Genomic DNA, 15,150 nt, shown 5'->3' with positions numbered 1-15,150 from the left:
TCATTTGAGAAAGTATTCATTTTGGTTGTTCAACTTGTCTAGAGTCGTCGAAGCGATCTGAAAGATGACCACAAGACCAGCTAACAAGGCCATGGATTGTTTTTGGCTGGATTCCTGACGTTCTTTACGATGTCCTTGGGAAACAATGCTTCCAGGCGATTCTTTAGAAATTGCTCAATTCGAAAAAGGTCGCTTTCCTTGAGCTCCTTCGAAAGCCTGATCGCAATATGTTTGTTCAGAGTCGATCCTCCTTTGTTCAACGCACTTTTCCAGGCATTTCGTCTATCACGGTGATTGAGTGTCTTGCCTGTATACACTTGTTCCCCGTTGTACCAAAGGTAGACACCTTGGCCGCTTAGTCCTGTGATTCCTTGTATTGCGAACTGAACGGCTGAGTCGATGAACACTCCTTCTAAGTATTGTCCAAGGCACTTCACAGCCTCTCTCTTTAAGGCTTGGAGCCTCTTGTGTACAGCTTTTTCCGACATCGCTGCCAAGCCGAGTGGATCGATGGCGGAGAGAGGGGAGTTGCCGACATAGCGATAGAGATTGGTGTCGCCCGCACCGAAACCGAGAGGGTCTCGGCTGAGGAAACGGCCCGTCGTGGGATTGTACTCGCGGAATCGGAAATTGTAGCCTCCCGTCAGGGGCTCGAACTCTCGCCCTGTAAAGAGAAAACGGTCTCCCGAGAGCGCGTTCGTTTGTGCGATCGGAGTCCCGAAAGCGTTGTAGTCGATGTGGTTGATGACCTGGCCAGCATGATTCACGAGGTCGTGAACGGTTCCCAGCCTGTCGGTGAGATACCAGGAGACTCCTTCGGACGGTTTCCATCGGGCCAGGAGTTCGTCGATACCCTCGCCGATGAGGTATCGTGCCAGGATGGTGCCATTTGTATTAAAGTCCGCCCAGGTGTTCAGCTCATTGTAGGTATGGTGCTCGACGTTCCCATCGCGGATCTCCGTGATGCGACGTCCGGAGGTGTCGTACACATAGGTGAGTTCATGCAGGATGACTCCGCCGGATGAACTGATGGTCGTGCGAAGTAACCGGTTGCGATGGTCGTACGCGTAGCTGGTCGTTTCCCCCGTCGCCTTGAGAGTTTTCTCGACTAGGTTGCCTTCCGCATCGTAGACGTAGAGGAACTCGGCATCTTCGAGCAACTCGTTATTCGCGCCGATGATCGTGTCGACGTCGGAACGGTTACCGTTGTCGTCGTACGCGAATGTGTCGGCGAGGATGGAATCGATGAAGACTTCAGTGATCTGACCGAAGTCGTCGTATTGGTAGTCGTAGGCGTTTCCGTGATGGGTTGATCGGACGACCTGGCTAGCGAGGTTGTACTCGTAGGTGTAGCCGGTCAAGACATTGTCGAGAGCATCGGTGTGGTCGATGGTCTCCGTGCGGCCAGCGTTGTCGTAACCATAGTGGGTTCGCCCTACGAGAGTCACCCCGGAGGCATCGCTGAAGCGACGGACGTCTTCAAGGTGGCGGCTCTCATCGTAGGCAAGCTCAACACGTACGTCGTCAAGACCGGCGCCAGCCCATGTATAAGATATGGGTAGTTGCCGTTCATCGTAGGTGCTGGTGACGACCACGCCTGAGTTGTCGCTTACCGTCAATCGGTCCCCAATGGCATCATAGGTGTAGGTCAGGACGACATTGGGTGCGTTTGGTGTGCCCAAATTGTCTTCCGACAGCACACGGTCGAGCTCATCGTAGGTGTAGCTGAGGCTGCTGAAGTTGTCAGACGTAGTCAGCACGTTGCCGACTTCGTCATAACCCCAGAAGAGTTCGTTGACCAGTGTCCCATCGGATTCACGCCACGATTCAGATGTCAGACGATTGTTCTTGTCGTACGTGAAGGTCGTCGTCCGGAGATTCCGGTCTGTTAACTCGACAATGTTGCCTTGTCGGTCGTAGGAGTAGAGACGCTGAGCACCTGTCGCATCGGTGTCAGAGATGACGTTTCCGTTGTCGTCGTACTCGAAAGTTGTTTCGTTGCCGAGTGAATCGGTCACTCTCGACACCTGATTGTGGATCGTGTATTCGAGCCTCGTCTCCTCTCCATTTCGATTGCGAATGAGAACGGGTAGCCCGGTCTTGTCGTACTCCCATGTAGTGACAAATCCGAGTTGATCGGTAAGGTGGACTCGATTGCCGAAGACGTTGTACTCCATGAGCATCTGGGAACCGTCGTCATCCGTGATCTGGGAAGGGCGGTCGCTCGGGTCGGAGTAGGTGTACGTGGTCGCGAACCCGCTGGGATTCGTCGTCTGGGTGATTCGGCCGAAGGTGTCGTAGGCTAGAAGTGAACTGTGTCCCGCTTGGTCAATCGTTTCGATGAGATGTCCGCTGGAATCGTAGATGTATTGGATGGTTGCACCAAGAGCATCTTCGGCAGTCAAGAGTCGGCTGAAGCTGTCGTACGTGAACGTGGTGACATTGCTCAGATGATCGGTGACGGTAAGTACGTTGCCGCGATCGTCGTAAGTTTGTGTTGTCGTGAACCCTCGTCCGTTCGTAACGGTGAGTTCATTTCCATCGGCATCGTAGGTGTAGGATGTGGAGTGACCCTCGGGATCAATCTCTTGAATGATGTTTCCGCGATCATCGAATATGAGGGTCGTCTCGTTGCCGAGACGGTCACCGATGATCTCCGTGTTGTTGGCCAGATCGTACTCTGACGTCACCGAGTATCCGAGAGCGTCATACGTATTGCTGATACGACCTTGTTCATCGTACTCGTTGCGGATAGAAGGCACCGTGCTCGAACACCCGCAATCGTCGTCGATCACCTCGTCGAGGTAATGGAGCGGGTCGTCAAGGTAGGAATAGGAGGTGACGTTGGACTCTTGGTCGGTGACGGAGACGAGTTCGCCGGCGCCGTTGTAGGCGTAGGTGATGCGGTTGCCGGCGGGGTCGATGACGGCGGTGATGCGGCCGAGGGCGTCACGCTCGAAGAGGATCGACTCGCCGACGGAGCTGAAGATCCCCTCGTCGGTGTAGGTGAGGGTGACACCGGTGCGGGCGGTGACGGTCTGGAGACCGTTGAACTGGTCGTAGCGGTACTCGGTGCCGTCCTTGGTGGTCAGCGTGTAGACCGACGGATTCCAGTTAAGACCGAAGAGATAGAGGGCGAAGGTGCCGTCGGCGCTTTGCTGGAGCGGAACGGGGTCGACCGAGAGTTCGTGGAAGACGCCCGGGTCGGCGATGAAGCGGGGCCGCCAGAGGGTTCCGAGGGCTCCCCCTTCCGGAACGGGGTCGAAGGTGTAGCCGCCACGCTCGCCGTCGGGGCCGGTAAGGTAGACGCGGGTGCCGATGCGGAAGGGTGTCGCGCCGAAGAGACCGCTGGTCCGCTCGGCTTCGACATTGCGAACCGTTTCGCGGATCTCGCCGTCGGCGATGTCGAGGGTCCAGCCGAAGCCGAAGTCGCCGGCATCGTCGGCCTGGCGGGTGTCGTAGGTGCGACCGACGGTGATCGGTATTCCCGCGAGCGGGACTTCGAGGTCGGTGACGCTCATCGTGAAGTGGCCGATCTTGGCGTTGCCCTCGACGCTCAGTTCGAGGTGCTCCATCCAGATGAGGCCGTTGACGTCCTGCGCGAGGACTCGCAGGACGTAGCCATCGTTTTCAAGAATCGTCGGGTCGATGGTGCCGAGAACGCCGTCGATCGTGGTCTGGCCGGCCGCCTCGATGCGGGCGAAGGTCTTGAACGAGAGGTCGATGTATCCGGGGGCGATTCGGCCGAGGGCACTGTAGTCGGCGAGGGCGAGTTCGACGAACTCGAGGTTGTCGTCGGTCACGGTGCCGACAACATCGGTGAGATACGTGATCGTGTCGCCCGGCTGCGGACTGGTGATGGTGACGACCGGCGGCGTCGTGTCGGCCGGATCGAAGACGCGAATCGTCTGGAAAGCAACCGCTTCATTTCCAGCGGCGTCGACAGCCGTGGCGGATACTCCCTGCACACCTGACATAGCGAATGACAGTTCCGCCTGATTCTGGGCGTCGAGTGAAATGGGAATGCCGCTAGAGGTTACGATCAGGCTCGACACGGCGAGATTGTCTCGCGCGATGACTTCGATCGTGACGACTTCATCAGGTCCGACCAAGGCTTTCGAAGTCAAGATGCTCACCGACGGAGCCTCCACGTCGGCTGTGATCTCCAAGGAATAGCTGACTTCATCAGACCGACCAAACTCATCGTGAGCACGAACCGTTACGACGTGGCCTCCAATATCAGACAGATCAGGGAACCAGCTTAGGATGCCGGATCGTGAATCAATCGTCATCGTTGAGGGGGATTCGACGAGCTCGAAGTCGACAGGACCTATTTCTCCCTCGGCGGTGAATCGATAACGATATGGTTCACCTGCGGTATTTGTGGTTGGAGGATTCCCGATCAAGGAGAGTTCCGTCGACGCCAACACCTTGAGGGAGAATGATTGGTAAGCATCTCTGCCTCCACCATTCGCTACACGAACGGTCACAAGGTTGGAGCCGACATCGGCAGACGTCGGCATCCATTCAAGCAGCCCGGTCTCGATGTCGATGCTCATTCCCCCCGGTGCATCGTCGAGGTAGTACTGGAGCACTTGATCGCTCGGATCTACTACGGTTACTGCATAGGCGTAGGGTTGGCCATCCATGGCGAACTGCACTGGTTGAGAGTCGATGGTAAGGCCATCATACGCTGTGACAGTGATAGTGAGATCTGACCAGTCGCCAATCTCGTCGTATGCACGGACAGTGACATCATGAGGACCGACTTGATCAGCTACCGGCACCCAGCTTAGTGTGCCGCCAACCTCATCCAACACCATGCCCGCTGGGCCGGCGAGGAGTTCTAGGTAGACATCCTGCCCTTCCGGATCGATTGCGGATGGAGAATATGTGTACAAATCGCCAACAACGGATACGGTTTCAGGAGTGCCGGAGAACATCGGAGGTTGATTTGAGGACGCCCCTTCGTCGAAACGGAGTCCAAAGTTATCTGTGTTTACCGTTTGGCCCGCTATGAGAGAGTGTGTGTAGCGTCCCGAACTTGGTGTGGTGACAAGCCAGAGCGGCGGAGCTTCAAGAGCGACTGTATAGTTCCCGGGTTGAAGGTTCGGGAACACGTACTGGCCGTAGCGGTCTGTCAAGGTCCACGATTCGTTGAAATCTCGTCTACCGTCCCCATCGTAGTCGAGGAACACAGTCCAACCTTCAAGCGACCCTTCCGCGGTATCGGGAAACAGTAGATAGGTCGGGCGGTCAATGCCGCCGGTCGCGAACACGCCGAGAAACTGACCCGATTGACCGTCATAGCGCAATACGTTGTCACTTCCACGGTTGCTGACATAGAGATCGCCATCCGGCCCAAAGTCAAGCCCAAACGGGTCGGCCAAACCTCCTCCCGTTGCGAACGTGTCAAGGAACGTTCCCGTCAGACCATCGTACCTTAGGACATTATCTGTATAACGACTAGCGACATAAAGATTGCCATCCTGGCCAAACGTAAGACCATCAGCGCCATGAAGTCCACCGGATCCACTTGCGACAAACGTTTCACTCACACCAGTTACCGGGTCGTAGCGAAGAACATTGCTTGAAGCAAAGCCTGCAATGTAGAGCCAGCCATCTGGGCCGAATGCTAGTGCAGACGTTCCATCGGTGGACGGAAGCGACAGATTCCCAAGCCAAGCACCAGTGGTTGCGTCGAACTGATGGACGTCATCTGATAGGAAACCAGCTACGTAGAGAACTCCGTGTGAACCAAATACCAAACCGTGCGAACTGTCGAGACCTCCTCCGGAAGCAAACACGTCGAGGAATGTGCCAGATGGAGTGTACCGCAACACTCGATCATTGCCGGCATCGGAGACATACAGGTTGCCATCGGGGCCATAGCTCAGTCCATGAGGGCTCCAGATGCCGCCATGTCGTACTGAGAAGAGGGCTCCCAAAGGCTCGCCCGTACCGGCGTCAAACGAGGTCACGGAGTCACTATCGGAACTCGAAACAAGTAGAGTTGAGCCGTTCTGCTGTCCGTCTCCGTCACGATCATTAAATACATGGCCTTCTATGGAAGCCGGATCGATTCCTGCAATGGATTGCGATCCGAATTCAGTCGTTGTATCCTGACCCGACGACACCGATACCACTTTGGTGCTGCTGCCGGTTGGCTGCCAACCGTACTCAGCTTCAACTGCGACGACGTAGTCGCCGGGAGCTAGTCCCTCGAATGCGTAGTGACCGAATTCATCCGTGAACGTGAACACTTCTCCCTCGCCTCGCAGACCATCTCCGTCCGAATCGAGAAAGACGACTCGATTCAATAGACCCCACTCTGAATCTGAGGACATTGTGAGAAATGTTGGATAGTTGATTGTTCCTCCAGAATCGAGCGTTGCCAGGTGTACGCCGCTGCGTCCATCGAACTTTAGAACGTTATTGCCGCTCCGATTTGCGACGTAGAGATGGCGATCTGGCCCAAATGCCAGCCCAAAGGGCCCACCCATGCCTCCACCAAACGCGAAGACATCCACGAAGTGTCCTGACGCGCCGTCATAGCGAAGAACTCGATTGTTTAGGCTGCTCGCGACAAAGAGATCACCTGAAGGCCCAAACGTTAGACCGGCCACTCCATCCAAGCCACCACTACCTGACGTGACGAAAGGGACAGCCGTTCCCGTTGCTGGGTCAAGTTTGAGTACATTGTCTGATGCGTAGCCGCCGACGTAGAGGCAGCCATCTGGCCCCAGGGTGATACCTCCCGGCCCACTTAGTTCGGGGAAGGTCATGCTTCGCACGAAAGAGCCATCGATTCCGCTGAGCTGTATGACTTGGTTGGCCTGATAGTCTGCGACGTATACCTCACCACCGAGGTCGAAAGCCAATCCGTTGGGAACACTCAACCCAGCATTCGATCCAAAAGAACCCAATGCACTACCTGTCGTGAGATCGTACCGGAGCACTTCATCCGTATCGGCGCTGTTCACGTACAAGTATCCGTCGGGGCCGATAGCGACTCCATTGGGAGCGTTGAGTCCTCCGAAGCCGACAGGTACGGCAAGGTCGGTATAGGCACCAGTGGCGATGTCGAAACGACTGACGGAGTCCGTGTTACGACTGGCAACCAGCAGATCGCCAGTCGTCTGAGTCCCATCTCCGTCCTTGTCATCAAACACCGATCCAGAAATGGAACCGGGCGGAACAAGCTGCTCTCGCGACAGAGCGAAATCGGCGATGGACGATTCACCGGTGCCAACTACCAAGATCTGAGTGCTTGTGCTGTTCGCATGCCACTCGTCACTCGTTTCGATGACTACAGCGTAGTGTCCAGGCGCAAGACCGTCGAACCGGTACTCTCCGGAGCCGTTAGTCGTAGTGAAATGTTCTCCCTCATCTCGTATCCCATTGTTGTTTGTGTCAATAAACACACCTTGATGTCCAACGCGGGCCTCCGATTCAGGTGACACCGTGAGAAATGTCGGATAGTTGATCGATCCAACAGGGTCCAACGTTGCCAAGTAGTCTCCGGTAGTGCCGTCGAATTTCAGGACGTTGTTGCCCGCATGGTTGCCGACGTAGAGGTGGCCGTCGGGGCCGAACTCGATTCCGAAGGGATCGCCGAGCCCGCTTCCCGATGCAAATGACTCGATGAAGGCGCCGGATTGAGCGTCAAAGCGAAGGATGTGACTGTTCACGGAACTCGAAACAAAGAGATCACCAGAAGGCCCGAACGTGAGTCCTTTCACTCCGTTCAATCCACCGCTTCCTGACGCTACGAACGGGACAGCCACTCCCAGTTCCGGATCAAGCTTAAGCACGTTGTCCGAGTAGTAGCCGCCCACGTAGAGGAAGCCGTCCGGGCCAAGAGTGATACCACCTGGACCATCGAGTGCTGGATGGCTTAGGCTTCGGACGAGAGAGCCATCCTGTCCACTTAGTTGAATGATTTGATCGATCTGGAAGTCAGCGACATAGAGGTCACCGGAAGGGCCAAATGCTAAGCCATTCGGAACGCTCATGCCGACACCAGAGCCAAACGGACTCAAGGCGCTAGTTGTTGTGAGATCGAAGCGGAGTACTTGGTCTGGATCGGCGCTGTTAGCGTACAAGTAGCCATCAGGGCCTACAGCGATACCGTTAGGACCATTGAGTCCACCGAAGCCGACAGGTACCGCAAGGCCAACGTATGCACCAGCGTCGATGCTAAAGCGGCTTATCGAATCAGTGTTGCGGCTGGCGACCAGTAAGTCGCCAAACTGTTGGCTGCCATCGCCATTCTTGTCATAGAAGGTGACTCCGGAGATGGAGGCCGATGGGACGCTGATGACTTCGATAGAAACATTCGCAGTGGCGGAGCCCCCACGGCCATCAACAGCCAGGACGGTGACCGTGTGCTCTCCTAGTTCGGCCGCCGACGGCGCCCAGGAAAGCACTCCCGTGTTTTGGCCAATCACGAGCCCACTCGGACCATCGAGGATCGCATAGGACACCATGTCGCCATCTGTATCATCGGCGATCACCGCAGCGGATAGCTGGCTGTCCACAAGTACACTGAGCGCATTTGGCAGTGAAGTGAAAGTTGGATCAGCGTTTCCAGAAGGGTTGACTTGAACGGTGAAAGCCTGGCGTGCGGCGCCGCCCCGACCATCCTCGACGAGAATCTCCACACTATGGCGCCCGAGGTCCGACTCAGCGGGAGCCCAAAACAACTCACCCGTGTCAGGATCGATATCTAATCCGGAGGGAGTAGAAAGTAGGCTGAAGCGAAGCGGATCGTCGTCGTAGTCTACTACAGAAGGAGGATATGTATACGTGGAACCTTCTTGAACGGAAACAATTGGTGAGGATGTGAAGACAGGAGCTGAGTTGTCTGGAGCAAGAAGGTCGAGGTAAGGTGTGAATCGTAGACCGTCAGAACTCGTGAACCGTATGGTGTGCGTTTCACTGACCGAGCCGGGGATCAGCCCTGGAGCGTGTCGGTCGCCTGCGAACGCTACAATTGGGCGGCCATCCAGATGGATATCAGCTGGGTTTACGAGAGAAGATGTGGCTGGCGCAACGCGATCAACCGCCGCCACGACGACAGGGCCGAGGCGCTCACTACCGATATTGGCCGACAGCATGTCGACAAGAAGCTCATCGTCTTGGCGCTGGAAGGTGGTGTTTGAGAACACCGCCACAGATGACGTTGACGCGTCGACTAGGCCATCGTATTCGACAAGTGCCGCTGCTGGAGGATTCTCCCCACTCTCAACTTCCCAAATTCGGAAGGCGTATTCGCCAACAGCGTTGCCACTTACTGTCAGAGTAAAGTCACCTGTCTCGTTCAGCAATATTGGCCCAGACGAATCAAATGGCCCGTCAATAAGAACGTTTCCGGTTGGACTGGCGAGTTGAAGGTGGAAGCCTTTGTCGCTACCGAGAGCGGCCTGGACAAGTATCTGTTGACCGGTACTTGCCGAGAAGGACCACTCATCGAGTTCGCCAGCGACCGAGATAAGATCGAAGACTCGCTCATCGAGACCGATCTGATTGACCGGATCGGCGATCCCCTCGGGGGAAGCGTTGCCGACGGCAAGATTGAACGTGCCGGTGGCCGAGAGGGAGCCGTTGAGCTGGGCGAGGCCGGCTTCATAGTAGTAGACCATCGCGTCGGCACGATCGACGACCCACAACTCGGTGCTTCCAAGAGCGACTCCCGCCGGATTGAGCGTCAGGCCCGAGGCGTCGAGATTCGCCCCATCGAGCGTCCACTGCCCCAAGAGCGTACCGGCCGTGTCGTAGAGGAAGACGGCGTCGGCGACATCGTCGCTAATCCAGATCGTTGAGCCGTCCGTCGTGATTCCACTGGGACTCGCGTTGGCCGCATCGAGAAGGAATCCGCCGTCGGCAGTGTGACTGCCGTTGATCGTGGCCGCTCTTTCCTCGAAGTAGTCGACGCGTCCTCGTCCCGCATCGAGGAGCCAGAGGTTGGTCTCGTCGGTGGCGATCCCGGAGATGTCAACCGCCTCCGTCGCCGTCCATTCAGCCAAGATCGTGCCGTCTCGTTGTGTCACGAGAACGGTTCCGTCTTGGGATGCCGTCCAGCGGGTGCTTCCCGTGCTGTTCGAGGTGACGCCACGCGGCTGTGTCAACGTTCCAAGCAGCGTCTCCGTGAGCAAGTTCCCGGAAGTGTCGTAGTGGAAGGTCGATGCGGTCGCGGAGTCGACGACGAAGAACCGACCGACTTCATCGGGGATCTCCTCAATGAGGAGTTCCTGACGCGTCGTGTCGTTCGTGAAGAGTTCGCTCGCCGCCGTCTGCTCGCCTGCCGTGAGCGTCGCGGGGTCGGTGTAGGTCAGAACGCCAGCGCCGTCGCCGAGATAGACCGCGAGTAGGGCTCCCGTGTCATCCGCGACGACCGCGTCCGCGAAAGTGTCGCTATCGACATCACCGGTAGCTGCCTCACCGGTGATTCCCGCCGGAGCTGTCAGGGTGATCGCGCTGAACCCTTCTTGCCCGACATCCAAGGGCAGTAGCTCGACGTTGTCGATGGCTGCGGCGGATCCCTTATCCGAAGGGTTGCCGATCAGGTCGAAGTAGAGCGTCGCGACCGTCCCCGCTGCTAGTCCCGAGACATCGAGGGTGATCCTGGTGTCGGCAACGGTGACGCCGCTTCCCATTCTCGTTTCGTCGTCGGGATTCGCGTTGAAAAACGACGTCGTTCCCGAACCGATGGTTGGGACGAGCGAGACGTTCGTCGATGATTCGAGGAGAGACGCCTCGAAGGCATCGGGAATGGAACCATCTTCCTGTGGGTCCAGCCCGAGCGACAACAGATCAAACGAGAGGGTCGTCGCGCCGCCGGGAACGACAAACTCTTGCGAGATCGTCGTGAGCAGGTTCGTGTCGTCCTCGTTGAGCCAAGCGACTTCATTGTCGACGTCGACGGAGGTCGTCGTTGTCCATCCAGTGGTTCCCTCGGAAAAGTCGCCATTGACGATGGCCGAGGCTGGAGCGACATGATCGTTCACGAGCTGGATGACACGATCGGTGCCGTTGACGATGAGATCCAAGTCGCCGTCGGAGTCAAAGTCCTCAGCCGCGATAGAAGTGACCACCCCAAGCCCGGTGACCGTCAGATCGGCACGAGGCTGAAAGGTACCGGCTCCGACGTTCTCAAGAAACGTGACACTACCATCGGTGTGCCCAATCGCGATATCCGTTCGCCAGTCGCCGATCAGGTCACCGGTGACGACGGCGGAGGGAGCAGCGCCGCCGGATGCATAGCGTTGTGGCTTGCCGAGCTGCCCATCCTCGTCGGCGAGACGTACCAAGATCTCGTCGTTGATTCCGTCGAGCTGGATGAGATCCGTGATCACATCGTCGTTGACAAGAGCGGGAAGCCCTTCGATGGTGGGCGGCTCCGTCACGAGTTCGATTGACGTTTCGATCTGGAAGTTCGACTGAGTCGTGTGTCGTTCGGCGAAGAAGAGATCGAAAGAATAGGTTTCGCCTAGGGTCAATCCAAGGGTGTCGAGGTCGACACTTCCCGACGCGGCCCCATGGACCCCGCCGAGATCGACGACAAGCTCATCGTTGACAAAGACCCAGAGATCGTCGTCACCGGTGAAGGAGAACGTTTCGCCTCCCCGATACGTGAACCGAGAGTCGAGTTCGAGAGTGAAGTGAAAGTTGTGCGACCGACCTTCGTTCCCGAACAACTGGTTGTCGATCGGAAAGAAGCTATTGGAGCTGTAGCCGTAGATGCCGGAACCAGCCGACGTTTCCGTCAACGTCAATGGCAGCGTCGTCTTCGTGTTGACGCCCGCGACGTCCTCATACCATTGATCGAAGGTCGCCGAGGACGTGATGGCTCCACTACCATCGGGCCCCGCGAAGACCGGATCGTCATCCGAACCTAGCGTCGACTCCACCAAGCCGGTGGTGAGTCCCGTCGAGCTTCCCTCGAAGTCTGGATGCGAGTCCATGAAGTCGCGGACGGTCGCGTTGAGGGTGATCTCGGATGGAAGCGATGTCATGCTCGCCATCTGGGTCTGCGCTGGCGCGAGCGGTTCCGTCACCAATGGGGCCGCGATCAAATCTTCGCCCACAGAGACAGCTTCCTCGGCATCCGAAAGGAACTGGGGAGATGGGCCTGACACGGAGAAGTTGCCAGTATTGCCTCCTCCATCGCCCCCCAATCCGCCGAACATCTCGATCCGGCTCGATTCGAGGGGCGCTGTTGGACGCTGTTGGTCGGCGAACCCAACAAAGGAGTCCGATCGACGAGCCGAGCCACTCGAACCGCTAGACGCGTCGCTTACCGAGAATATGTCGTCAGGGAGAGGGTTGAGTTCGTCCTTTACCTCGGAAGTGTCGTCGTGAGTCGTTGAGACCTGCGACGCGAAGACCGCAGGATCGCGACGCAATCGTGATCGGCGTGTCGACCGGCTATCGACCTCACCTTCTTCCCCAAGCCCTGGTTCGGCCTCGACGATCGGCATTGAAGGAGGTGTCGTTGAGTTGGTCCGTCGTTGGACGGAGGGTTGTTCCTCGCTGTCAGCCATCGCTTGAGGCGTCAGGCCGAAGAGAGCTGGCAGGAAGGGAAGGCTCGACCATGCGTAGTCGGTCGGCGTCTCTCTTGGCTCCAGGGCCTCCAGCCCGAAGTGGGGAGGACGCGCGTGGTTCCTGGTCCCCTTGCTCGACTTCTCACGAGAAGTTTGGACAGGAAGGATGGAAAGGGGAATGCGCATAGCGGTACTCCTGTCGGGCAACAGTTCCTGATGCCAACATCCGGACAGTGAATCGAATTGATGAAGTTCAAAAGCGAGGCAAACGAAGCACGACGATCCAGTTTCCTTCCGGTCGGGAACCTAAATCGGCGCGCAGTCGTAGCCTCTAGCCCCACTAGGCCGTTCGACTGTTTGTCAACATTGGCGGAGCACCGGCTCGTTCAGGAGCAGCTCGCCAATGCCATCATGTTCGTTCTGGGTTCACGGAGTGGATGGAAGGTCCCGCTCAACCATCCCTGGGTTGATCGCTCCTCATGCGAACAAGTGACGGCCCAACATCGCACGCTCGATTCACGGTTCACCCAAGCGCTCGAGAGATTGGGGATTCCAGGCAAGCGTGCAATGCCACGCCCGACTGCCGCAATCCTGTCACTTGTTCGGACTGGTTTGTCGGAACAAAGACTAGCACCGGATCCGCGTTTGTCATGTGAAATTTCTGGTGCAAATACCGCACGGTAAACGTGGCACGCAATTCTCTCCTTGGCCCGTCTTGAGTTACGTCAAAATGACCAATTTAAAATTGTTTCGATTGTACTCCCGTTGTCGCGATCCTTACCGTCCGGTGTTGTCGGCATGAGTTTGGCACGCTCAAATTTGACGAATCTCTTGTACTTCAACACGGCTTGAGAACCGACAGCTAGTCCCGGAAATCTTGGTTTCTGGCATCACTGGAACGGTTGCGAGTTTGGCTTTGCAAGCCAAGATCAGCGTGGCTGGATGTCATGGCGGATCACTCGCCTGAATGGGGCGAGGGCTTTCCATGATGCTGAGGTCGCTTCGAGGTCGCAATTCGCTGGCCCGGTCGAGTAGGCCAAGATCTCATGCTAGGGCCAGAAGAACGCTGGTGGCGGTTGACAGTGGTTGTGCCCATTCTCGCCTCGTTTCGGATTGGGAAGAAGGGGGCTTTGGTCCCGTCAGTTCCGGAGTTCGCAAGGAGGCGGAGGAGTGCGGTTTCGAGTTCCCGCTCGTGGAACGGTTCGTCGAGCGTGAGGAAGTCGAAGATGTAGGGGTCCTTGAGCGTTTGCTGGACCAGGTCAGACTGTTGTGCGAGGAGTTGCCGCTCGAAGTTGCTGACGGCCTTGCCCGTGCGCCGATGGGCTTCGGATTCGATCATCAGCGTGAGGACATTGCGGCTCCAGCCGTTGACCAGCGTCCGCTCCATGTACCAGCGGCGGGCCGTGAGGTCTTTCACCTTTTGCAGCAAGACGAAGTGGTGGTACCAGGGGATTGTCCAAAGCAGGGATTCCGCCATTTGTGCCACGGGCTGTGGCTCTTTTGACGAGATCCCTGTTTTTGCAGCAGCCTGCTGCACTTTCTCTGGGGCTGGCAATTTTGCAGCAGCTTGCTGCAAAAATTCCTCGGGGCGCGGGTATGCCCGATAAAAGGCGATCATGTTGCCGATGTTGCGCTGTGAGAATCCTTTGATTTCCGGAAGTTCGTTGCGTAGCTCGGCCGACAGGCGGGGGATGACGGAGGCTCCCCAGCCTTCTCGTTGCTGACGGTCCTCGATCAGGCGGCCGATGTCCCAATACAGCCGGATCAACTCGGCGTTGACCGAGAACATCGCCCGCGTCTGGGCCGTCTGGATGCGCAGCTTCACCTCGCCGAGCAGGTCCGTGAACCCGCTCGGAAGCGACGATGCCGCAGAGGGAAGCCGCTTCTTCGTCATGGCGACTCCTTGCCGGTAAAGCCGAGGCTCGCCAGATTCTTGAGGATCGCTTTCTCCAGCTTGGACGATTCGGCGAACTGACCTTTCAGCTTCGCGGTCAATTGTTCCATGCGTTCCTCGAAGGGCATGTCGTCATCGTCTTCGGCCACTTCGGCCCCGACGTATCGGCCGGGCGTGAGCACGTGGCCGTGGCTTTCGATCTCTTCCCTGCTGGCGCTCTTGCAGACCCCGGCAATGTCTTCGTACTTGCCCGCGCCCTTCTCGCCGCGCCACGCGTGATAGGTCTTGGCGATGCGGCCGATCTCGTCGTCGGAGAGTTCACGATGCGTGCGGTCGATGAGTGCGCCGAGTTTTCGGGCGTCGATGAACAGTGTCTCGCCGCGATGATCGCGAAACTTGCCGTTCTTCTTGTTGCGGGCGACGAACCACAGGCAGACGGGAATCTGCGTCGTGTAGATGAGTTGGCCGGGAAGGGCGATCATGCAATCGACAAGATCTCGCTCGATCAGTTGACGGCGGATTTCACCTTCGCCGGACTGGTTGCTGCTCATCGAGCCGTTGGCGAGAACGAAGCCCGCGATCCCGCTCGAAAAATCCGCGCTCCGCGGACACAGGGAACCTACACGCGCCCTATAAACACCTCATCCAACCATGGCAGTCTTTTCGATGATCATCTCCAAGGGGCGTTTCTCGTGTTGTGACGGGAACAAT

The 15,150-nt window shown here is 57.3% G+C and carries 2 protein-coding genes and 1 pseudogene; all 3 read right to left on the bottom strand.

Features of this window, described 5'->3' with window-relative positions:
• Positions 1 to 80 precede the first annotated feature (80 nt).
• On the bottom strand, positions 81 to 12,731 hold the full coding sequence (locus tag Pan216_RS02165) for a fibro-slime domain-containing protein (RefSeq protein WP_145254169.1): 12,651 nt from the start codon (positions 12,729 to 12,731) through the stop codon (positions 81 to 83).
• A 769-nt stretch (positions 12,732 to 13,500) separates the two neighbouring features.
• Positions 13,501 to 14,439 (bottom strand): DUF1016 N-terminal domain-containing protein, encoded by a 939-nt coding sequence (locus tag Pan216_RS02160; RefSeq protein ID WP_145254167.1) that lies wholly within the window; start codon positions 14,437 to 14,439, stop codon positions 13,501 to 13,503.
• Positions 14,436 to 15,026, bottom strand: a pseudogene (locus Pan216_RS02155) (N-6 DNA methylase); the annotation flags it as partial. The gene Pan216_RS02160 and the pseudogene Pan216_RS02155, both read right to left, overlap by 4 nt.
• Between the last annotated feature and the right edge of the window lie 124 nt (positions 15,027 to 15,150).

This window comes from Kolteria novifilia (assembly GCA_007748055.1).
In the GTDB taxonomy this organism is placed as follows: Bacteria; Planctomycetota; Planctomycetia; order Kolteriales; family Kolteriaceae; genus Kolteria; species Kolteria novifilia.
The sequence above is the reverse complement of the archived record's forward strand: the minus strand, read 5'-3'. Positions and strand labels throughout refer to the sequence as shown.

Excerpts from the sequence above, each read along its gene's own strand:
- Pan216_RS02165 (WP_145254169.1), bottom strand. The coding sequence starts at position 12,731 with ATGCGCATTCCCCTTTCCATCCTTCCTGTCCAAACTTCTCGTGAGAAG.
- Pan216_RS02160 (WP_145254167.1), bottom strand. The coding sequence starts at position 14,439 with ATGACGAAGAAGCGGCTTCCCTCTGCGGCATCGTCGCTTCCGAGCGGG.